The sequence below is a fragment of the Roseateles sp. P5_D6 genome, from assembly GCF_054049415.1.
On record NZ_JBFUMK010000001.1, the window covers coordinates 134,126 to 155,422 of the forward strand.

Annotated in this window: 15 protein-coding genes; 10 read left to right on the plus strand and 5 right to left on the minus strand. The window is 67.5% G+C overall.

The features are described 5' to 3' along the window. Positions 1 to 84 precede the first annotated feature (84 nt). The 5 genes from ACXJKM_RS00560 to ACXJKM_RS00580 all read left to right on the plus strand — a co-directional run bounded on the left by ACXJKM_RS00560 (position 85) and on the right by ACXJKM_RS00580 (position 5,217). Positions 85 to 1,341, plus strand: coding sequence for a branched-chain amino acid ABC transporter substrate-binding protein (locus ACXJKM_RS00560; protein ID WP_056198327.1), 1,257 nt, complete (start codon positions 85 to 87; stop codon positions 1,339 to 1,341). A 133-nt stretch (positions 1,342 to 1,474) separates the two neighbouring features. Beyond that, positions 1,475 to 2,434 (plus strand): branched-chain amino acid ABC transporter permease, encoded by a 960-nt coding sequence (locus tag ACXJKM_RS00565; protein WP_235532019.1) that lies wholly within the window; start codon positions 1,475 to 1,477, stop codon positions 2,432 to 2,434. 4 nt (positions 2,435 to 2,438) lie between these two features. Continuing rightward, entirely contained in the window at positions 2,439 to 3,737 is a 1,299-nt protein-coding gene (locus tag ACXJKM_RS00570; protein WP_457349582.1) for a branched-chain amino acid ABC transporter permease, read from the plus strand. Continuing rightward, the gene (locus ACXJKM_RS00575) at positions 3,734 to 4,510 is read left to right on the plus strand and encodes an ABC transporter ATP-binding protein (protein ID WP_457323285.1); all 777 of its coding nucleotides are present in this window, start codon (positions 3,734 to 3,736) and stop codon (positions 4,508 to 4,510) included. The genes ACXJKM_RS00570 and ACXJKM_RS00575 overlap by 4 nt, the downstream gene beginning before the upstream one ends. Next, positions 4,507 to 5,217 carry an ABC transporter ATP-binding protein gene (locus ACXJKM_RS00580; protein ID WP_457349584.1) on the plus strand — a complete coding sequence of 237 codons (711 nt, stop codon included), beginning with the start codon at positions 4,507 to 4,509 and terminating at the stop codon, positions 5,215 to 5,217. The genes ACXJKM_RS00575 and ACXJKM_RS00580 overlap by 4 nt, the downstream gene beginning before the upstream one ends. Positions 5,218 to 5,227: 10 nt before the next feature. On the opposite strand, the gene ACXJKM_RS00585 is transcribed toward ACXJKM_RS00580, so the two are convergent. After that, positions 5,228 to 5,737: a diguanylate cyclase domain-containing protein gene (locus ACXJKM_RS00585; protein WP_457349586.1), complete on the minus strand. Its 510-nt coding sequence runs from the start codon at positions 5,735 to 5,737 to the stop codon at positions 5,228 to 5,230. A gap of 247 nt (positions 5,738 to 5,984) precedes the next feature. Between ACXJKM_RS00585 and ACXJKM_RS00590 the strand changes: the two genes are divergently transcribed. The 3 genes from ACXJKM_RS00590 to ACXJKM_RS00600 are packed head-to-tail and all read left to right on the plus strand — an operon-like array spanning position 5,985 to position 9,724. After that, entirely contained in the window at positions 5,985 to 6,539 is a 555-nt protein-coding gene (locus ACXJKM_RS00590; RefSeq protein WP_457349588.1) for an ECF-type sigma factor, read from the plus strand. 3 nt (positions 6,540 to 6,542) lie between these two features. After that, a complete protein-coding gene (locus ACXJKM_RS00595) occupies positions 6,543 to 9,239 on the plus strand; it encodes a protein kinase domain-containing protein (protein ID WP_457349590.1) in 2,697 nt (898 codons plus the stop codon). A 38-nt stretch (positions 9,240 to 9,277) separates the two neighbouring features. Next, the gene (locus ACXJKM_RS00600) at positions 9,278 to 9,724 is read left to right on the plus strand and encodes a hypothetical protein (RefSeq protein WP_457349592.1); all 447 of its coding nucleotides are present in this window, start codon (positions 9,278 to 9,280) and stop codon (positions 9,722 to 9,724) included. 18 nt (positions 9,725 to 9,742) lie between these two features. On the opposite strand, the gene ACXJKM_RS00605 is transcribed toward ACXJKM_RS00600, so the two are convergent. Both ACXJKM_RS00605 and ACXJKM_RS00610 read right to left on the minus strand, forming a co-directional pair. Beyond that, positions 9,743 to 10,594 carry a J domain-containing protein gene (locus tag ACXJKM_RS00605; protein ID WP_457349594.1) on the minus strand — a complete coding sequence of 284 codons (852 nt, stop codon included), beginning with the start codon at positions 10,592 to 10,594 and terminating at the stop codon, positions 9,743 to 9,745. An 86-nt stretch (positions 10,595 to 10,680) separates the two neighbouring features. Beyond that, positions 10,681 to 12,846: a sodium-translocating pyrophosphatase gene (locus tag ACXJKM_RS00610; RefSeq protein WP_056198303.1), complete on the minus strand. Its 2,166-nt coding sequence runs from the start codon at positions 12,844 to 12,846 to the stop codon at positions 10,681 to 10,683. A gap of 161 nt (positions 12,847 to 13,007) precedes the next feature. On the opposite strand from ACXJKM_RS00610, the gene ppa reads away from it, so the two are divergent. Next, positions 13,008 to 13,547: an inorganic diphosphatase gene (gene ppa / locus ACXJKM_RS00615; RefSeq protein ID WP_057296199.1), complete on the plus strand. Its 540-nt coding sequence runs from the start codon at positions 13,008 to 13,010 to the stop codon at positions 13,545 to 13,547. A gap of 54 nt (positions 13,548 to 13,601) precedes the next feature. Here ppa and ACXJKM_RS00620 read toward each other — a convergent pair whose 3' ends face one another. Together ACXJKM_RS00620 and ACXJKM_RS00625 are read right to left on the minus strand one after the other, a co-directional pair. Next, positions 13,602 to 15,959 (minus strand): ATP-binding protein, encoded by a 2,358-nt coding sequence (locus ACXJKM_RS00620; RefSeq protein ID WP_457349597.1) that lies wholly within the window; start codon positions 15,957 to 15,959, stop codon positions 13,602 to 13,604. After that, on the minus strand, positions 15,956 to 16,738 hold the full coding sequence (locus ACXJKM_RS00625; RefSeq protein WP_457349599.1) for a helix-turn-helix domain-containing protein: 783 nt from the start codon (positions 16,736 to 16,738) through the stop codon (positions 15,956 to 15,958). Before ACXJKM_RS00625 ends, ACXJKM_RS00620 begins: the two co-directional genes overlap by 4 nt. A gap of 194 nt (positions 16,739 to 16,932) precedes the next feature. Here ACXJKM_RS00625 and ACXJKM_RS00630 point away from each other — a divergent pair, with 194 nt between their 5' ends. Continuing rightward, on the plus strand, positions 16,933 to 21,279 hold the full coding sequence (locus ACXJKM_RS00630; RefSeq protein ID WP_457349601.1) for an autotransporter-associated beta strand repeat-containing protein: 4,347 nt from the start codon (positions 16,933 to 16,935) through the stop codon (positions 21,277 to 21,279). The last annotated feature ends 18 nt before the right edge of the window (positions 21,280 to 21,297 follow it).

The following is a 21,297-nucleotide window of genomic DNA, read 5'->3' on the forward strand; positions in this document are numbered from 1 at the left end:
CCGGTCAGGGGTAAGCCCGGGACTGCGGCGTGGCCGCGCTGGATTAACTTCCGTTCACATTCAGACCCACAACAGGAGACAAGCATGTTCGACATCACTTCGGCCCATGTCCCACGCCTAACGCGCGCATTCACGGCAGTCGCCGTGCTGGCCTTGGCGGCCGGGGCCGCCCAGGCGCAGAAGGGCGAGACAGTCAAGCTGGCCTATATCGACGCGTTGTCCGGGCTGATGGGCCCGGTGGGCCAGAACCAGGTCAAGACCTTCCAGTTCCTCGGCGAGAAGACCAACAAGAGCAACCCCGCCGGCGTGAAGTTCGAGATCGTCACCTTCGACAACAAGTTGAGCCCCGCCGAATCGCTGAACCTGCTGAAGGCCGCGGCCGACCAGGGCATCCGCTACATCATGCAGGGCAATGGCTCCAGCGTGGCGCTGGCCCTGAGCGACGCCGTCAGCAAGCACAACGAGCGCAACCCGGGCAAGGAAATCCTCTACCTGAACTACTCGGCGGTGGACCCCGACCTGACCAACAGCAAGTGCAGCTACTGGCACTTCCGCTTCGACGCCGACACGTCGATGAAGATGGAGGCGCTGACGACGTTCATGAAGGACCAGGCCGACGTCAAGAAGGTCTTCCTGCTGAACCAGAACTACGCCCACGGCCACCAGGTCGCCAAATACGCCAAGGAGATGTTGGCCCGCAAGCGCCCCGACGTGCAGATCGTCGGCGAAGACCTGCACCCGCTGGCCCAGGTGCGCGATTTCGCCCCCTATGTCGCCAAGATCAAGGCCAGCGGTGCCGACACCGTCATCACCGGCAACTGGGGCTCGGACCTGGCCCTGCTCGTCAAGGCCGCCAACGAGGCCGGCTACAACGGCAAGTTCTTCACCTACTACACCGGTGTGACCGGCACGCCGACGGCACTGGGCACCGGCGGCGCGGGCCGCGTGTTCCAGGTGGCCTACAGCCATTACAACCTGGGCGGGCAGGCGCAGAAGGACGCCGAGGAATACAACAAGAAGTTCAACGACGACATGTACACGCTCAGCGTGCAGCACATCTACTCGCTGCTGAGCCAGGCCATGGCCAACGCCAAGTCGACCGACCCGGTCAAGGTGGCCGCGGCGATGGAAGGTCTGACAGTCAAGAGCTTCAATGGTGAAGTGACGATGCGCAAGACCGACCACCAGCTGCAGCAGCCGCTGTTCATCTCGGTCTGGCAGAAGGCCGACGCCAAGTACCCCTACAGCCCCGAGAAGACCGGCATGACGCTGGCGCCGGTGAAGATGTACGACAGCTACGTGTCGTCGACGCCGACGTCCTGCCAAATGAAGAGGCCCTGAGCCCCTGGGTGCCTGACTCGACCGCGCCCCGCTCGCGAGCGGTGGCGCGATCCTCCTGACTTTGCCGGCCACCGCCTTGGATCAAGTCTTCATCAATCTGCTGAACGGCCTGTCGTCCGGCCTGCTGCTCTTCATGCTGAGCTCGGGCCTGACGCTGATCTTCAGCATGATGGGCGTGCTGAACTTCGCCCACGCCAGCTTCTACATGGTGGGCGCCTACATCGCCTATTCGCTGGTGGGCATCATGGGCTTCTGGCCGGCGCTGCTGTTCGCGCCGCTGGCCGTTGGCGTGCTGGGCGCGGGCTTCGAGAGGCTGGCCCTGCGGCGCGTGCACAAGTTCGGCCATGTGCCGGAGCTGCTGATCACCTTCGGCCTGTCCTATGTGGTGCTGGAACTGGTGCAGCTGATCTGGGGCCGCACCGCCGTGACCTTCACGCCACCGGCGCTGCTGGAGGGCTCGGCGCTGACCATCGTTTCGCGCGCCCAGGAGGGCATGTCGCTGGTCCTGGGCAAGGCCTCGCCCGAGGTTTGCGCGGTGGCCAACTGCTCGACCTTCCCGGCGACCAAGGCCTTCATGATGCTGGTGGCCCTGCTGATGCTGCTCGCGCTGTGGCTGCTGCTGACGCGCACCCGCGTGGGCCTGATCATCCAGGCCTCACTGACGCACCCTGAGATGGTCGAGGCGCTCGGCCACAACGTGCCGCGCGTGCTGATGCTGGTGTTTGGCAGCGGTTGCGCGCTGGCAGGCCTGGCCGGCGTCATCGGCGGCATCACCTTCGTGACCGAGCCCAACATGGCCGCCTTCATCGGCGCCATCATCTTCGTCGTCGTGGTCGTCGGCGGCATTGGCTCGCTGGCGGGCGCCTTCGTCGGTTCCATCGTCGTGGGCCTGCTGCAGACGCTGCCCCTGACCATCAACGGCTCCCTCGCCACGCTGCTCGGCAGCCTCGGCTTCACCGTCACCCAGGCCACGCCGGGCTACCCGCTGCTGCGCCTGACGATGGCCGAGGTCGCGCCCATCCTGCCCTATCTGCTGATGGTGCTGATCCTGATCTTCCGGCCCAAGGGCCTGCTGGGCACGCGGGAAGACTGATCCGATGAGCAAGCGCAAGGATTTCCATTTCAAGCCCCATAACGTCGGGCGCTGGTTCGTCTGGGGTGTCTTCGCCCTGATCCTCTTCGTCGCCCCGCGCATCTGGACGACCGGCCTGGCGCAGACCATGCTGACGCAGATGGGCATCGGCGTCATCGCCTGCCTGGCCTACAACATCCTGCTGGGCCAAGGCGGCATGCTGAGCTTCGGCCACGCTGTCTACAGCGGCATGGGCGCCTTCCTCGCCATCCATGCGCTGAACATGGCCGGTGCCGGCACACTGGGCATTCCCGTCAGCCTGATCCCGCTGGTGGGCGGCTTGGCGGGCCTGGTGTGCGCGGCGCTGCTGGGCTATGTGTCGACGAAGAAGGCCGGCACGCCGTTCGCGATGATCACGCTCGGCATCGGCGAGCTGGTGTTCGCGCTGACGCTGATGCTGCCCGAGTTCTCGGGCGGCGAGGGCGGCGTGTCCAGCAACCGCGTCATCGGCAAGCCCTTCATGGGCATCAGCTTCGGCCCGCAGATCCAGGTTTACTACCTCGTCGCCGTCTACTGCTTCATCTGCACGGCGGCCATGTTCGCGCTGACGCGCACGCCGCTGGGCCGCATGCTGAACGCCGTGCGTGACAACCCCGAGCGTGTCGAGTTCGTCGGCTACGACACGCACTGGGTGCGCTTCATGGCCTTCGCCATCTCGGGCTTCTTTGCTGGCGTCGCGGGCGGCCTGGGGGCGATCAACGCCGAGATCGTCAACGGCAGCGACGTGCTGCACGCGGCGCGCTCGGGGGCCTATCTGCTGTTCACCTTCCTGGGCGGCGCGACCTTCTTCTTCGGTCCCATCATCGGCGCCGTGCTGATGGTCATCTGCGGCGTGCTGCTGTCGGAGCTGACCAAGGCCTGGCTGCTCTACCTGGGCCTGATCTTCCTGTTCATGGTCATGTACGCCCCCGGCGGCTTTGCCAGCCTCATCCTGATGAACCTGCGCGTGGCGGCCTTCGGCAAGCTGAAGAAGCTCTGGACGTCCTATCTCGCGCTGGCCGGCACGGCGCTCGCGGCCCTGGTCGGCGCGGCGACCATGATCGAGATGCTCTATCACCGCCAGCTCAACGAGGCGCTGGGCCCCGAGCTGCGCTTCATGGGCGCGACGCTGAACAGCGGCGGGCTGGACGCGTGGTTCGGCGCCGGCTTCCTCATCGTCGTCGGTGCGGGTCTTTTCGAGCTGGTGCGCCGCCACTATGTGCACGAGTGGGGTGAGATCCAGGAAGACATCGAAAAAGAAATCAAGCGGAGGGAAGCCCTGTGAGCACGGCCTACGCCCTCGAACTGCGCGACCTGCGCAAGAGCTTCGGCAAGAGCGAGATCATCCGCGGCGCCAACCTGGCCGTGCAGGCCGGCGAGCGCGTGGCCATCATCGGCCCCAACGGCGCCGGCAAGAGCACGCTGTTCAACCTGATCAGCGGCCGCTTCGCGCCGACCTCGGGCGAGATCCATCTGCATGGCCAGCGCATCGACGGCAAGAAGCCTTACGAGATCAACCGCCTGGGCCTGTCGCGCAGCTTCCAGGTCTCCAACCTGTTCACGCGACTCTCGGTGTTCGAGAACATCCGCTGCGCGGTGCTGTGGAGCCTGGGCCACCGCTACGCCTTCTGGAAGTTCCTCGCCGACCTCGAGGATGCCAACGACCGCACCGAGCAGATCCTCGAGATGATCAAGCTCGACCGCAAGCGCGACGTGCTGGCCATGAACCTGACCTATGCCGAGGCGCGGGCGCTGGAGATCGGCATCACCATCGCCGGCGGCTCCAGCGTCATCCTGCTGGACGAACCCACGGCCGGCATGAGCAAGAGCGAGACCAAGCGCTTCATCCAGCTGATCCGCGACGTCACCGTGGGCAAGACCCTGCTGACCGTGGAGCACGACATGGGCGTCGTCTTCGGCCTCGCGGACAAGATCGCTGTGCTGGTCTATGGCGAGGTCATTGCCTTCGACACACCCGAGGCCGTGCGCGCGAATGCACGCGTGCAGGAGGCCTATCTGGGCTCGGTGCTTGCAGAAACTCAGGCGGCGGCGGCATGACCCAGCAGCGCATCCTCAAGCTGGACAACGTCCACGCCTTCTACGGCAAGAGCCATGTGCTGCATGGCGTCAGCATGGAGGTCAAGCCGGGCGAGATCGTCAGCCTGCTGGGCCGCAACGGCGCTGGGCGCTCCACGACGGTCAAGACCATCATGGGCCAGGTCGATGCCAAGGGCTCGGTGTGCTGGGGCGACGTGGAGCTGGTGGGTCGCAAGGCCTACGAGATCGCTCATATGGGCCTGGGTTACGTGCCCGAGAACCGCGACATCTTCCCCAAGCTGACCGTGCACCAGAACCTGATGCTGGGGCAGAAGTCCAAAGCCAAGAACCCGCGCTGGGGCTTCGAGGACATGTACAAAATGTTCCCGCGGCTGCGCGAGCGCCAGCATACCGAGGCCGGCGTGCTCTCGGGCGGCGAGCAGCAGATGCTCACACTCTGCCGCACGCTGATGGGTGACCCCGACCTCATCATGATCGACGAGCCCACCGAAGGCCTGGCACCCAAGATCGTCGAGCTGGTGGCCGAGTACCTCAAGGAGCTGAAGAACCGCGGCATCGCGGTGCTGCTGGTCGAGCAGAAGCTGGCCATCGCGATGGAGATCTCCGAGCGCTGCTACGTGATGGGCCACGGCCGCATCGTCTTCGAGGGCTCGCCGGCGGATCTGCGCGCCAATGCCTACATCCGCAAGGAGTGGCTGGAAGTGTGAGGAGCGCTGCTCAGTCGCCCCCAGCCGCCGGCAGGTTCGCCCGCGCCGCTTCCGCCAGCTCGGCGCCGTTGCGCCCGGCCTGCGGGAACACGGCGGTGCCCAGGCGCACACCCACCTGCATCAGCCGGCCGTCGACGCCATAGGCGCCTCTGAGCGCCTGCCGCAGCCGCTCCTCGACGAGCTCAGCCTCGGGCGCGCCGGCCGCTACCAGCAGCACGGCAAAGCAGTGCTCTCCCATGTGCACGACCTCGTCCGCGCTGCGTACACGGTTGCGCAGGCGCAGGCTCACGGTCTGGATCAGGTTGTCGCGCTCGGCAGGGCTCAGGGTGTCGTCAGGCCGTGCCAGCAACTCGACCTGCAGCCACAACAAGGCGAGCTGCTCTCCCTTGCGGCGGCACTGCGCGAACTGGCGCGACACGCGCAGGCCGAATGCGCCGAGCGAGTCCACCTTGGGCACCTGCGTGAACGTGCCGGCGCGATCGGGCGGGGGAGGGTCGTCGGCGAGCTGGGATTGGAGCATGGCATCACGCGTTGGATTGGACGGCGCTGGCGGCCACCTGGCCGATTCACAGCGGGGTGAGGAGCAATGAATGGGCGGCCCGCGGCTTTTGCCGGCTCCCTGGCTTGGCTTGGACATCGCTCCTCATCCTCTTAAACGGGGGATATCCGCCAAACCCGACATCGGGATGCAAAAAAGTTGCCGCTTGCCGGCAGCAGGCTCGTAACCAACCCCTGCGCCGGCGTTACCAGCCGTTAGAGTGCGGCCGGTGCAAGCCATCACCCAATTGCTGCAGGCCGCCGGCCAAGGCGACCGCGCCGCCGCCGACCAGGTGGTGGCCCAGCTCTACGTCGACCTGCAGCGCCTGGCGCGCCGGCATGTGCGCGACGCGGGTCATCTGACGTTGCTCGACACGACGGCCCTGGTGCACGAGGCCTGGATGCGTGTGGCCGGCGCCCAAGGGGCTGATTTCCCGGACCGGCGCCACTTCCTGGCCTATGCCGCCCAGGCCATGCGTTCGGTTGTTGTCGACCTGGTGCGCGCCCGGCGGGCCGAGCGCCGTGGCGGTGGCGAGTTGCATCTGACGCTGGACACCGCCGTCGCCGACCAGTTGCCCCATGGCGACGCCGACGTGCTGCGAGTGCACGAGGCCCTGGACGAGCTGGCCCAGGTGGAGCCCCGCCTGGCCCAGGTCGTCGAGATGCGCTATTTCGCTGGCCTGAAGGAACCAGAGATCGCCGCGGCTCTGGGCGTGACCGAACGCACCGTGCAGCGCGACTGGCAGAAGGCCCGCCTGTTCCTGTCCATGAGCCTGGCGGGCTAGTCCATGGACAGGCAACGCTGGCTCGCCCTGAGCCCTTTGCTGGATGAGCTGCTGGACCTGCCCCCGGCTGCCCGCGAGCATCGCCTGGAGCGGCTGCAGACAGAGGACGCCGACGCAGCCGAGCAACTGCGGCGCATGCTGGCGCGCGCCGAGGAGTTGCAGCAGCAGGGCTTCCTGAGCGAGCCCGTCGTGGCGCAATGGCAGGAGGCGTTGGCCTCGGTGCCCGACGACACACCGCCGCCCGACCTGGCCGGCCAGGCCATCGGCCCCTATCTGCTGGAGCGCCAGCTGGGGCAGGGCGGCATGGGCACAGTCTGGCTGGCGCGGCGCGCCGACGGTCGTTTCGAGGGCCAGGTCGCGGTCAAGTTCCTGATGGCCGGCCTGTTCGGGCGTGGTGACGCGGGTCGCTTCGCGCGCGAAGGCGAGATCCTGGCCCGCCTGTCCCACCCTCACATCGCCCGCCTGCTGGACGCCGGCCTGCACCAGAGCCAGCAGCCCTATCTGGTGCTGGAGTACGTCGATGGCCAGCCCATCGACCTCTACTGCCGCCAGCAGCAGCTCGATGTCGAGGGCCGGGTGCGCCTGTTCCTCGACGTGCTGGGCGCCGTGGCACATGCCCATGCGCGGCTGATCCTGCACCGTGACCTCAAGCCCAGCAACATCCTCGTGACGCGCGAGGGCGACGTGAAGCTGCTGGACTTTGGCATCGCCAAGCTGCTGGCCGATGCGACCCAGGCGGAGCAGGGGGCCGCCGCCACCGAGCTGACGCAGCGCGCCGGCAGCGCCTTCACACCGCAGTTCGCCGCGCCCGAGCAGGTGCAGCAGTCAGACGTGACGACGGCCACCGATGTCTACGCCTTGGGGGTGCTGCTCTATCTGCTGCTGGGCGGCCATCACCCGACCGCCGACGACACGCAGACGCAGCTGGACCGGCTCAAAGCCGTCGTCGAGCATGTGCCGCGGCGGTTGTCGGACGTGGCGGCCAGCCAGGACGACACCGTCATCGCCGGGCAGGCGCGGCATCTGCGCGGCGATCTCGACACCATCGTCGCCAAGGCGCTGAAGAAGGCGCCAGCCCAGCGCTACGCGAACGCGCAGGCGTTGTCCGAGGACTTGCAGCGCTGGCTGGACCATGAACCCATCCGTGCGCGCCCGGACAGCCGGCTCTATGTGCTGGGTCGGTTCGTGCGCCGCCACCGCGTGCCCGTGGCGGCTGGCGGTGTGGCCGTGGGGGCCCTGCTGGCCCTGACGACCACCAGCCTGTTGCAGGCCCACCGGGCGGAACAGGCAGAGCAGCAGGCCCAGGCACGGCGCCAGCAGGCAGAGGACGTGCTCAGCTTCATGCTGGGTGAATTTGCCGACAAGCTGCGCCCCATCGGCCGCCTGGAGTTGCTGGACAGCGTGGGCGGCAAGGCATTGAAGGTGCTGGACAGCTCGGGGCCGCTCAGTGCGTCTGATCGGCTGCAACGGGCCAAGGCCTTGACCGTGATCGGCGAGGTCAGGGTGTCGAAGCGGGACCTGGAGAGCGCGCAGGAGCCGCTGGAGACGGCCACCGAGCTGCTGCAAGGCGATCCTCCCGCGGCCGACATGACGGCGGCCTGGCGCAAGGCTCAGGGCGCCGCGGCATTCTGGCAAGGCGAGGTGTTCTTCCGCCAGCGCCAGCTCGAACCCGCCGAGAAGCACTGGGCCCGCTATCGCGACGTCAGCGCGAAATGGCTGCAGGCCGATGCAAAGGACGCGGATGCGCAGCTGGAGCTGTCCTATGCCGAGAACAGCTTGGGCAGCCTGTGGTTGAGGCAGGGGCAATTCGCTCAGGCGGAAGAAGCTTTCAGGCATTCCCTGGTGCTCAAGGAGAGCTTGCTCGCCAAACGCCCCGACGACGCCGCCTTGCAGAGTGATTGGGGAGATACCGTCAGTTGGCTGGGCGGGCTGCTGCAGTTGACGGGGCGGTATGCGGGTGCTGCCCAGGCGTTCAACCGCGCGCTGCCGCCTGTGCAGTCGCTGCGCCAGCGGCACCCTGCGGACCTCGAATGGTTGAAGCGCGAGACCGGGCTGCTGCTGAATCTGAGCGACACCCAGATGGCGGCCGGCCTGAGCACTTTGACGGTGCTGAGCCAAGCCAAGTCAGCCGCGGATCAATTGCGGCGAGGTGACCCCGCCAATGTGAGCTGGGCTTTCCTGGCCCTGGAGATTGACGCCAACCTGCTGGCGCAACGGGCCGACTTGCCGCCAGACGCGCGCGCCGTACAGGCCTTGGCCCTGCTGCAGAAGCTGGAGGGTCTGCGACCGGGCAAGCCGCCCCTGGACAGCTGGCTGCCTCGTTCGGTCCGGCTGTTGGAACTGGCGGCCAGTCCTGCTTGTGCAAGCCCGGCGTGCGAGGCGCGCGACCAGGCCCTGGTGCGAGTCGAACAACGCTTGTCCGCCGTGATGGCCAAGCGCCCCGTATCCCTGGAAGCCTTGAACGCAGCGGTGCGACTGCAATTGTTCAAGGCGAACCTGAATGCTACTGACGCGTCCGCCAGGCAGGCGGCTTGCGGCCAGGCGCAGCAACTGCTGCAGCTTCGCGCGGGATGGCTGCAGGCGCATGCCGAGTTGACTCAACGTTGGCTCGAAGTACAGAAATGCCTGGATCCGCGAGTCGTCGACCAGCCTGACTGGCAAGCAGGCCGTGCCTGGCTGCATCGGCAGCGTGAGATGTAGCTGCCACCTCTTTCCCCACCACAACCAGAGAAGTCCCTATGTCGACCTTCGTTCCTCCCTACACCGTCACCGTCACCGGTACCGCCGGTGGATTGGCGCAATGCGCTTATGTCGATGGCAATGGCCAGCCCGTGCCGTCGGGCACAGTGCTCACCACGACGACCCCCGCGGGGCAGGATGGTGAACTGCCGTTCTCCTTCGTTGAAACGACGGTCGGCGGCACGAGCCTGCGCCTGGTGGGTGCCGCGGTGAAGACGGTTGGCAACGACCCCACCATGAACCCCTACAACTACCTGCCAGCCAGCAGAACCGAGTCGGACGGCGCCTGGTGGGACGGCGTCATCGTTCCTTGGTCTGCCGATACCTACACCCGGCGTGGCGTTGTGTTGCTGTTCGCTCAGATCAGCGCTACGGGTGACATGGTGAACTTCTTTCCCAGCTCGGACCCGCAGACGCAGAACGACCAGTCGCAAGGCTGCGACTGAGCCCGCAGGACGACGGGCTCAGCCCAGGCCCAGCCCCGTCAGCCGCTGGTAGCGCTTGCGCAGGAAATCCGCCGCCATGCGGGCGTCGCTGCCGACACGCTCGCCGATGTAGAGCTCCTGGCGGCGCTCGGCGATCTGGGTGCGCAGCCGCGCGGCCATGATGTCCAGCGGCCGCATGCCGCCGCCCTCGGCACGTTCGATGGCGATGCGCAGTTGGTGCATCTGCAGGTTGTGCAGCAAGGCGGTCTGCGCCTGCACGACGCGGATGCGGCCCTGCACGAGGTGCTCGCACAGGCCGAGCCAGGCGCGTACCGCGTCGGCCGGGCCGCCGATGACCTTCTCGGGCAGTTCGCCCGCAGCGAGCAGCAGCGTTTCCAGCCGGTGGCGGTCGCTGTTCGCGTAAGCCTCGTTGACGATCATCATGCGCTGCTCGCAGACCTCGCGCTCCGGGCCGGAGGGCGCCAGGTCGGGGTGAAAACGCATCGCCGCGCGCCGGTACAGCGTTTTCAGGCTGGGCGGCGGCAGGTCGGTCATGGGGCCCGTGGGTTCGGGCGGCAGCGGCGTCGCGTCGGGCAGGGCGGGAACATCGGGCCAGATCTTGGCGCGCTGGGATGCCGACACCGGGGCGTCGACACCCTGGCGCTTCAAGGCCTCGGACAGCAGGGCCGTGGCCTGGTGCAGCTGGGCGTCGATCTCGTCGAGCTCGCGCATCAGCGGGCCCAGGGCCTCGAGATAGCGCTGGCGAAAGCCGAGCAGCTTGGCGCGAGAGCCATCATGGTCGGCTTCCAGCACGGCGAGGTAGCGCTGCAGATCCTGCAGTTGTTCGCGTCGCCGCGACAGCTCGTGCCTCGTGATTGCCATGCTCGCCATGAGCCGCGATTTTGCCTGGGCCAGACGGAGAAACGGCCCGAGAAGTCTGATTTCTCGGGCCGTTATGCCAGGGATTTACCTGGGTGTTACTGAGATGCGGCCGACGCGGGCATCTCCGCGGTGCTGGCCGCCGGTGCCGCCACGACAGCCGGGGCTGCGACGGGCTCGGGGGCCTTGCTGCCCGCAGGCAGCGGCAACAGCGGCACGATCAACAGGGCCACGATGTTGATGATCTTGATCAGTGGGTTCACGGCCGGGCCGGCGGTGTCCTTGTAGGGGTCGCCCACGGTGTCGCCGGTGACAGCGGCCTTGTGCGCTTCCGAGCCCTTCTTGTGCAGCACGCCCTTGTCGTCGGTGAAGCCTTCCTCGATCAGCTTCTTGGCGTTGTCCCAGGCGCCGCCGCCGGTGCACATCGAGATGCCGACGAAGAGGCCGGTCACGATGGTGCCCATCAGCAGGCCACCCAGTGCCGCCGGGCCGAGGATCAGCCCAACCAGGATGGGTGCCACCACGGGCAGCAGTGAAGGAACGATCATTTCCTTGATGGCGGCAGTGGTCAGCATGTCGACCGCGGCGCTGTAGTCGGGCTTGCGCTGGCCGGCCATGATGGCGCCATCGGCGAACTGCTTGCGCACCTCGACGACAACGGCACCGGCGGCCCGGCCGACGGCTTCCATCGCCATCGCGGCGAACAGGAAGGGGATCAGGCCGCCGAGGAAGAGGCCCAGGATCACCTTGTGGTCGGACAGCGAGAACACCTCGTGCATGCCACGCGCTTCCAGCGCGTGCGTGTAGTCGGCAAACAGCACCAGCGCAGCCAGGCCGGCGGAGCCGATGGCATAGCCCTTGGTGACGGCCTTGGTCGTGTTGCCCACGGCGTCCAGCGGGTCGGTGACGTCACGCACGGAAGCCGGCAGCTCGGCCATCTCGGCAATGCCGCCGGCGTTGTCGGTGATGGGGCCGTAGGCGTCCAGCGCGACGATGATGCCGGCCATGCTGAGCATGGAGGTGGCCGCGACGGCGATGCCGTACAGGCCCGCCAAGGCAAAGGCCGCGTAGATGGCCGCGCAGACGAAGAGCACCGGCCAGGCCGTGGACTTCATCGACACACCCAGGCCGGCGATGACGTTGGTGCCGTGCCCGGTGGTGGAGGCCTGCGCCACGTGCTGCACCGGGTGGTACTGGGTGCCGGTGTAGTACTCCGTCACCCAGACCATGGCCGCCGTCAGCGCGAGGCCGACCGCGCAGGCGCCGAACAGGGCCATCGCGCTCGTCGTGCCACCCGTGCTCAGCTCTATGGGGCCGGGGAACATCGCCTTGGTGACGAAGAAGAAGGCGATCAGGCTCAGCACGCCGGCCACGATCAGGCCCTTGTACAGCGCCGGCATCACGTTCTTCATGCCGGGACTGGCCTTGACGAAGTAGCAGCCGATGATGGAGGCGATGATGGACACGCCGCCGAGTGCCAGCGGGTAGACGACGCCGGCCAGCGCGCTGCTGCCGGTGATCATCAACGCGCTGAGCGCCATCGCGGCGATCAGCGTGACCGCGTAGGTCTCGAACAGGTCGGCCGCCATGCCGGCGCAGTCGCCGACGTTGTCACCGACGTTGTCGGCAATGACTGCCGGGTTGCGCGGGTCGTCCTCGGGGATGCCGGCTTCGACCTTGCCCACCAGGTCGGCACCGACGTCCGCGCCCTTGGTGAAGATGCCGCCGCCCAGGCGCGCGAAGATGGAAATCAGCGAGGAGCCGAAGGCCAGGCCCAGCATGGGCTTGAGGGCCGTGCTGTCATGCCCGCCGCCGATGGCCATGTAGAAGCCGCCCACGCCCAGCAGGCCCAGGCCCACCACCAGCATGCCGGTGATGGCGCCGCCCTTGAAGGCGACATCCAGCGCCGGGCCAATGCCCTTGGAGGCGGCCTGCGCGGTGCGCACATTGGCGCGCACCGAGATGTTCATGCCGATGAAGCCGCAGATGCCCGACAGCACCGCGCCGATGACGAAGCCGATGGCCGTCGTCGTTCCCAGGCCCGACACCGCGATGGCGATGGCCAGCACGACGCCGACGATGCCGATGGTGCGGTACTGCCGGCCGAGGTAGGCGGCGGCACCTTGCTGGATCGCCGCGGCGATCTCCTGCATGCGGGCATTGCCCGCATCCTGACTCAGGATCCAGCTTCGTTGGATGAAGCCATAAAGAACGGCCGCGAGGCCGCAAGCCAGCGCGAAATACAGCGCCACTTCTGTCGACATGTATGAGTCTCCTGTTTAGCGTGTCATCTGTGGCCCGCGGCAGGGTATGCCGGGGCTCGGCGGCCGAGCTTAAGGGCCGGGTTTGACGGCCGGGTTGCACGTTTACCAGCGATGTTGGGGAAACCTAGAATGCGGGTTTTCCTTAGCCCTAAAAGACGACCATGAGCCTGCACAACGTGACCCCCGGCGCCAAGGTGCCTGACGAGTTCAACGTCATCATCGAAATCCCGATGAATGCCGACCCGATCAAGTACGAGGTGGACAAGGAGAGCGGTGCGCTGTTCGTCGACCGCTTCCTGACGACGCCTATGTACTACCCGTGCAACTACGGGTACATCCCCAGGACGCTGGCGGACGACGGTGACCCGGTCGACGTGCTCGTCATCACTCCCTTCGCGCTGACGCCCGGCGTCGTCGTGACCTGCCGCCCCCTGGGCGTGCTGATGATGGACGACGAGGCCGGTGGCGACGCCAAGCTGCTGGCCGTGCCCACCAGCAAGATCCTGCCCATGTACGACCACTGGCAGAAGATCGAAGACGTGAACCCGGCCCGCCTGTCCGCGATCCAGCACTTCTTCGAGCACTACAAGGACCTGGAGAAGGGCAAGTGGGTCAAGGTCAAGGGCTGGGAAGGCCCGGAGAAGGCCAAGTCCGAGATTACTGAAGGCCTGGCGAATTACGCCAAAGACCTGCCGAAGTAAGAGCGGGCCGTCCGGCCGTTGAAGAGCGCCTGAGCGGGTCTGAGGCGCTCTTTTTCATGGCGTCGCCGCGGGGCTGAAGTGCTCGGCCAGCAAGGCGGCGGCGTTGACCGGCTTGTAGAGCGTGGCGTCGAACAGGCCCGCCAGTTCGGATGCGAGCGGGCGATCGACGAGGGCGATGCACCGGCGTGACGCACCGCTGGCACGCCAGTGCTGCACCTGTGCAAGGCCGTCTGCATCCAGCAGGCAGGGGTCGCACAGCAGCAGATCCGCCGGCGCAAGCAGCGCGCCGGGCGCGGGCCGCAGCACCTCGACGTTGGCGGCGAATAGCAGTTCGGCGACGCGGTCGGCATGGCCCTGCGGCGCGTCGATCAGCAGCGCAAGCAGGTCGGTCTCGGCGGTCTCGACAGGTGTGACGCCGTCGGCGGGCATCAGGACCTCCTCGGCGCGACCTGCGCTCAGCGGCAGCAAGAACGAGAAGCGGCTGCCCTGGCCCACGGCGCTGTGCAGTTCGATCTGGCTGCCCATGGCCTCGACGATGTGTTTGGCCACCGCCAGGCCCAGGCCCGAGCCAGCCTCGGCGCGCTGATTCTCTTGCGGCGGAGCTTGCCAGAAGGGTTCGAACAGCCGGGCCTGGTCCGCGGGCGCAATGCCGCTGCCGGTGTCAGCCACTTCGAAGCACCAGACGCCCGGCGCCGTACTGCTTGGCATGACGCTCAGTTCGATCTGACCGCCGGTAGTGAACTTGGCGGCGTTGGACAAGAGGTTGAGCAGCACCTGGCGCAGGCGCTTGGCGTCGGCCAGCACCACGGCCGGCAATTCCGGGTCTATGCCTGCCCGAAAGGCGTTGCGGTGCTGGCGCGCCAGCAGCTCGCCTTGCTTTGCCAGCTCGTGCAGCAGGCCGTGGATGTAGAGCGGAGCGGGCACCAGGTCCAGCTCATGCAGCTCGCCGCGCGAGAACTCGACGAGCTCATCGATCAGCGCCAACTGGTAGCCCACGCTGTGCTCCACGCTGGCGCGCAGTTGCTGGTCGCGCCGGCCGCCGCCGCCGAGCAGGCGCAGATAGCTCACCGTCGCGGCCAGCGGTGCGCGCAGGTCGTGGCCAATGAAGGCCAGCAGGCGGCTGCGCTGCTGGTGCTGGCTGCGGGCCTCCTGCAGCGCATCGCGCAATTCGCCGGTGCGCTGCGCCACCTGCCGCTCCAGCTCCTGGCTGCGCGCGGCCCGCTCCTGCAGCAGCTGCGCCTGCGCGGCCAGCTCGGTGCGGCGCTGCTGCACCACCTGCTGCACCAGGGCCATCAGCAGGATCAGGTGCGACAGCAGCAGCACGACGGGCGTGGTCAGCCACATCACCGGCCCCAGCTCCAGCCAGCCCAGCACATAGGCGTAACGCGGCAGCGCGCCCACCACCGCAGACGCCATCACCAGCGCGGCCCAGCCGGCCAACGGCAGGCGACGCCACCAGGCCCAGCCGGCCAGCACCAGGGTCAGCAGGCCGCACAGCCCCGTCAGCGCGTTGACGAGCGGCGCCACGGCCCGGTAGTCGCCCCACAGCGCGGTCAACAGGGCGGCGCCGATGGCGAGCCAGGCGGCAGCCAGCGCCCAGCGCAGCGCCGCCGCGGCGCGGCGCAGTGGCAGGATGGCTGCCACGGCCAGCGAGTTCAGCAGCTGTGCCGTGCCCATCAGCACCACCAAGCTGCGCGGCGCCCAGCCGGTGGCGTTGGGCCAGAGGTACTGAAAGCTCAGGCCGTGCAGGCTCAGCTCGTAAAGGCCGTAGGCCGCCACCGAGCCCGCCATCAGCGCGAATGCCGCCCGGCGCCAGAAGAAGAACAGCAGCAGATAGCCGGCGGCGGCCAGCATCTGGTTGCCGGCCAGCACGGCGATGGCCAGGGTGGTGTCGCGGTTCTCAGTGAAGCAGTCGCGCGGCCGGCACAGCAGCGCGTCGAAGGAGGCGTAGGTGCGGCCCGACTCGCGCAGCATCAGGCGCAGCGGCCGGCCGGGCTCCGGGCGCAGCTCGAAGCTCACGTCGCTGGTGTCCAGCGGCCATTGCTCGTGAGGCACCCGCAGGCCAGCTTGCGTGTAGCGCCATTGCCCGTCGGGCGCCTGGACCCACAGCTGCGCGTGCTCGATGCGCGTCAGCGTCATCACCAGCCAGAGCGTCTCCGGCTGGGCGTTGGCGGGCAGCTCCAGCCGGGCCCACAGCGCGGTGCGCGTGTAGCCGGGGGTGCGCAGATGGCCGGTCGGTTGGTGGGGCTTGAACTCGCCGGCTCGCGCCTGTACGTCGTCCAGCGTCAGGGTGCCACCAGGGTCTTCAAGCAGCTGCCAGGCCGGCTGAGGTGCGGGCTGCGCGTGCAGCGGCGCCCAGGCCGCCAGGCTCAGCGCGATACAGAAGAATCGGTACAGCCAGCGCCGGATCAAGAGGCGCCGCCGTCGCGCTGCAGCTGGCGCCAAGCCTGCGGCGTCAGCCCCAGTCGCTCGCGGAAGGCGGTGGAGAAGTTGGACGCCGTGGTGAAACCCACGTCGAAGGCAATGTCCTGCACGCTCATGGGCGTGGCGGCCAGCAGGTGGCAGCCGACGCGGATGCGCTCCTCGCTGATGAAACCCGACACCGTCAGGCCGAGGTGCCTGCGAAACAGCGTGGACAGGCGTCGCTCGCTCAAGCCCAGGCGCTCGGCCAGGTCGCCCACCGAGGGCAGGTCCTCCAACTGCTCGCCAATGAGCTGGGTAGCTGCGTTGACGAAGGCCAGTTCGGGGTCGTGTGCGCCATCGCAGCGCCCCGGCGCGGTCTTGGCGCGCGGCAGATGGACGTAGACCCGCGCCAGCACCTCGTCGGCCAGAAAGGGCTTGGCGATGTAGTCCACCGCCCCCAGGCGCAAGCCGTCCAGCCGTTGCTGCGCGCTCGCCTGGGCAGAGAGAAAGATCACCGGGATCTCACAGGTGGCCGCATCGGCCTTCAGTAGCCGGCACACGGCGTGGCCGTCCATGCCAGGCATCAGCAGGTCCAGGAGGATCAGGTCGGGCCGCTGCGCCTGGGCGCGGTGAAAGCCGCTGAGCCCGTCGGCGGCATGGAGCAGCCGGTAGTGGCGGGCCAGCAGATCGTTGAGCTGGCGCAACTGCTCGGGCGCATCGTCGATCAACAGCAGGCGGGCCGCCCCGGGCGGGGTTGCGTCTTCCTGCATGGTGAAGGGCGCACTCATTGCGGCGATTGTCAACTGTCTTTGCAGACTGTTTACATCTGGTTATTTTCGCCAGGCGACGAACCAGCACAGGTTCGCTGCGGTTTGGCAAAGGTGCGGCGACCGAAGTGCGGAGAAAGTCACGTCTGCTCGGGGAGACGAGCGCTGCGCAGCGGGATCGCTGGCGGCCAGCATCACCTTTGGGGAGAGCCACCATGAAGACACGTCAGTCCGGCAAGACCAAGCCTGCCCGCCAACAGCACCCTATCCGCGTGATGCCGGCGCTGTCGCGGCTCAGCCTGCTGGTCGCGATGGGGTTGGCACCGGGCATGGCAGCCCAGGGTGCCAGCTACACCGACTCGGTCAGCTTCAGCGCCACGGGCGTGAACCTGTGGGGCTCGGCCGGGGGCACGGCGATCGCGACCAATCTGATGCAAACCGCATGGGGTAGCTACGCTGGTGCCGACCCAACGGAAATGTTCAAGATCGGCGGCATCAGCCGCAACTGGTTCGGCGACTACGGCGCCGAGGCCAGTATGAGCAGCTCCGGGCGAATCGGGTTGGAGGTCTCGTCCAGCGCGCGCGGCGGTTCGCTGGATTTCAGCCAGAGCTTCACGCCTTTGCTGACGCTGCCCGACACCAACAGCTTGATCAGCAAGCAGATCTTCACCGTCAGCGCGCGCGACACCCTCGGCGCCGCCGCCAAGCTGACGCCCTATTTGCCCAGCGTGCAGGCCTCGATATCCGGTACGTTCGATTTCAACGCCAGGATCTCGGTGCTGGGTTGCGTGATCGCCTGCACCGGCGCCAGCTTCGATTTCGGGCTGAACCCCGGCAAGTTCCCGCTGCTCAGCTACGACAGCGGCGCGAAATCCATGCTCACGATGTTCGGCGTGCCGGTGCCGACGCCTATCCTCGGCAAGGAGACCTCGATCGGCGCCGGCACCGTGCTGATCGACACCGTCAAGAACAGCGATTGCTCGGGCGTCGGCGGCGGTGGCCTGCATTGCGCCAACGACGTGCTGCGCGGCGGCTGGGAGCTGGTCAGCATGCTGCCGCCCTTTTACGGCGCCGAAAACCCGCTGCACTACCAGGCGTCGAAGAACGGCGTCACCGTGAAGACCGACTTCCTGAGCGTCAATGCCGGCCCCGCGGTCGACATGGCCTTCGACTTCGCTCCCACGGTGTCGGTGTTCACCAAGCTGGTGTTCGACAAGCCGGTGCAGGAAATCCTCACCAACGCCAACGGCAGCGAGTCCTTTATCAACCATTTCGACGGCATGGTCAGCTTTGCACTGGGCAGCGACATCAAGCTGCGGTTTGACGGCGATGTCGGCAAGCTGACGGGGCGCAATTATTACCTGGGCGACGCAAGCGTCAAGACCTCGGTGAGCGCCGACCTGAACCTGAGCCTGCGCAACAGCTTTGTCTGCGGCGTCGAAATCAGCGTGCCGGGCTTCAGCCTGGGCGGGACCGAGTCCTGCCTCTACCAGACCGAGAGCAATGCCAGCCTGGCCAAGCTGGACGTGTACTCAGGCTCGACCCAGATCAATGGCGTGCGCACCACCACCGTGCTGCAGGGCGGCTCTGGCCCCATCGACCAGTTCTCGGCCGGCGGCCAGACCAACTACCACGCCGGCGCGGTGCTGAAGAATCGCGGGCGCGGCGTGCTGACCACTTTTGCGTCTGGCAGCAGCACTGACATCAGCGGCAGCGGCAGCCGCATGGACAACGGCGACTACGCACGCGCGCTGCTGGTCGCGGGCGCCAGCCTCACGGTGGCGGGCGGCGGCCGCATCGACAACACCCACGGCGCCCAGATCGAGATCGCATCGGGTGGCGTGCTGCAGGTGGGCAACGATGGCACGCTGTACAACGAAAAGGCCTTTGTCGAGCACTGGACCGAAAGGGTGGGCAAGCGCGATACCTACATCTGGGATCAGCTGAACCACAAGGAGCAGAAGGCGGTGCAGGTGGGCTGTGACGATAAGCACGGCGATTTCGATTTGGGCACCACCAAGGCGACCTGCAGCTACAGCGTCAACGAGCCGCGCAGTCAGGCGCATCCCGACAGCTTGATCAGCAACTTCGGCCTGCTGATTATTTCCGGCAAGCTCAGCAACCATGGCGTGATCGACAACAACGGCAGCCTGATGCTGATGCCCGACACGCGCGGCAACACCACCAGCATTGCCATGGACTCCGCCGGCGGCAGCATCAACAACCGCGGCACGCTGTCTCTGATGGGCGGCCTGGTGCTGGGCAGCCCCAACGCTGGCAGCTTCAACCTGCTATCCGGCAAGGTCGAGGTGTCTGGCCCACTCTCCATTGCCGCCGGCTACACGCAGGTTCTCGGCGGCGAGATGGCTCTGAGGACGGGGGGCTCGCTGAACATCGCCGGCACGCTGCAGGTCGGCCGCGGCGGCGACGTCTTCGACTTCATGGGCAACCCCGACGGCAGCTGGGGCTGGCTCAACGGTGCCGCCACGGTGGCCAAGGGCGGCATGGTCGTCTTCAATCTCGGCGGCGCCAATGGATACAACGCCACCCTCAGCGGCGAAGGCAGCGTGCACTTTATGGGCCCCGGCGTCCTGGCTATGAGCGAGCCACAGCTCTACACCGGCGCCACCGAGATCAGCGGCGGCAGGCTGCAGGTGTACTCCACCACCCAGTCCGGCGAGTTCAATATCGGCGGCAGCGGTGCGCTCGAGTTCTTGGTGACCGGCAAATACGACCCGCCGCGTGACTTCGAGCGTGACACCCGTTTCATCGGCACTGGTGTGCTGCGCAAGATCGGCCTGGGCCACATCGTCTGGAGCCGCAGCGCTGCCACCTTTGCCATGGGCGCCGGCGGCCTGATCGATGTCGTGGAGGGCTCGCTGGTGGGGGGCTCCTTCGGCAACGAATCCTGGGTCGACAACCAGGCCGATCTGCGCGTCGGCAAGGGCGGGGCCTTCTACGGGGTGGAGGCCAATGTGCGTGTCGGCGCGCTGAGCGGCGAGGGGCGCATTGAATCGGGCTATCCGGGCGCCGGCTACAGCAGCTTCGTGTTCGGCGTGGCGGATCGCTCGGGCAGCTTTGCCGGGGTGCTGGCCAACACCAGCACCAACACCTCTGGCGAGCGCATCGGCAACTTCACCAAGGTCGGCAGCGGCACTCAGACCCTCACCGGCGCCAACAGCTTCACCGGCGTCCTCAGCATCGAAGCCGGCACCGTGCGCGTGGGCGATGGTGGCACGCAGGGCTCGCTGGCCACCCGCAGCATCGTCAACAACGCGGCCCTGGTGTTTGCGCGCAGCGATGACACGCTGTACGAGGGCGTGATCGCCGGCAGCGGCAGCCTCTACAAGCAGGGCGCGGGCACGCTGCGCCTGATCGGCGACCACAGCTACACCGGCCCCACCAGCGTGGAGGCCGGCCGGCTGGTGCAGGAGGGCGCGCTGCGCACCAGCGGCTACAGCATCAGCCGCGGCGCGGTGCTGGATCTGCAGGTGGACCAGGGCTCCCGCAACGGCGCGGTGGACGTGCAGTTCGTCGGCGCCGGCGTGCTGCGCAAGAGCGGCGCCGGCACGGCTCGCTGGGCGCAGACCCGGGCCCGCTTCGCGATGGAACAGGGCGGGCTGATCGACGTGCAGGGCGGCACCTTGGTCGGCGGCTCCTACGCCAACGAGGACTGGACCCTCAACAAGAGCGGGCTGAACGTGGCCGCCGGTGCCGTCTTCGACGGCGACGAGGCCAACGTGCGCGTCGATGCGCTCAGCGGCGCCGGCCGCATCAAGTCCGGCTATGGCGGCTCCGGCTACTCCGCCTTCACCTTTGGCGTGGGCAATGGGTCGGGCCACTTTTCCGGCGTGCTGGCGAACAGCGAATCCACCGGCAACTTCGTCAAGGAGGGCACGGGCACCCAGGTGCTCAGTGGCATCAACACCTACACCGGCACGACCCGGGTGCAGGCTGGCGAACTGACGCTCAACGGCTCGTCGCTGAGCAGCGCCTTCAGCGTCGACGCGGGCGCCTCGCTGGGCGGCAGCGGTGCACTGGGCAGCCTGGTGCTGGCCGGCAAGCTCGCGCCCGGCAACTCGCCGGGCCAGTTGAGCGTGGCGGGCAACGCGACGTTTGCCGAGGGCGCCAGCTATCTGTGGGAGATCGCCAATGCCAGCGCCGCCGCCGGGCTGGGGTACGACCTGCTGAGCGTCGGCGGCACGCTGAGCCTGGACGCCAGCGCGGCCAACCCGTTCACCGTCACGTTGAAGTCGCTGCTGGCGAACGGCGGCGCGGGGCTGCTGGCCGGTTTCGACGCCCAGCACAATCACAGCTACACCCTGGCCTACGCGAGCGGCGGCATCCTGGGCTTCTCGGCCAAAGAGTTCAGCATCGACGGCAGCGGTTTCGCCAATTCGCTGATGGGCGGCCACTGGTCGGTGGCGGCCACCGGCAATGCGCTGAACCTGAACTTCACCGCCGCCGTGCCCGAGCCCGAGAGCTACGCGATGTTGCTGGCGGGCCTGCTGGTGGTGGGGCGGGTGGCCAGGCGTCGGCTGGGCGGAGTGGCTCGACCCTGAGATCGGCCATGGCCGGGT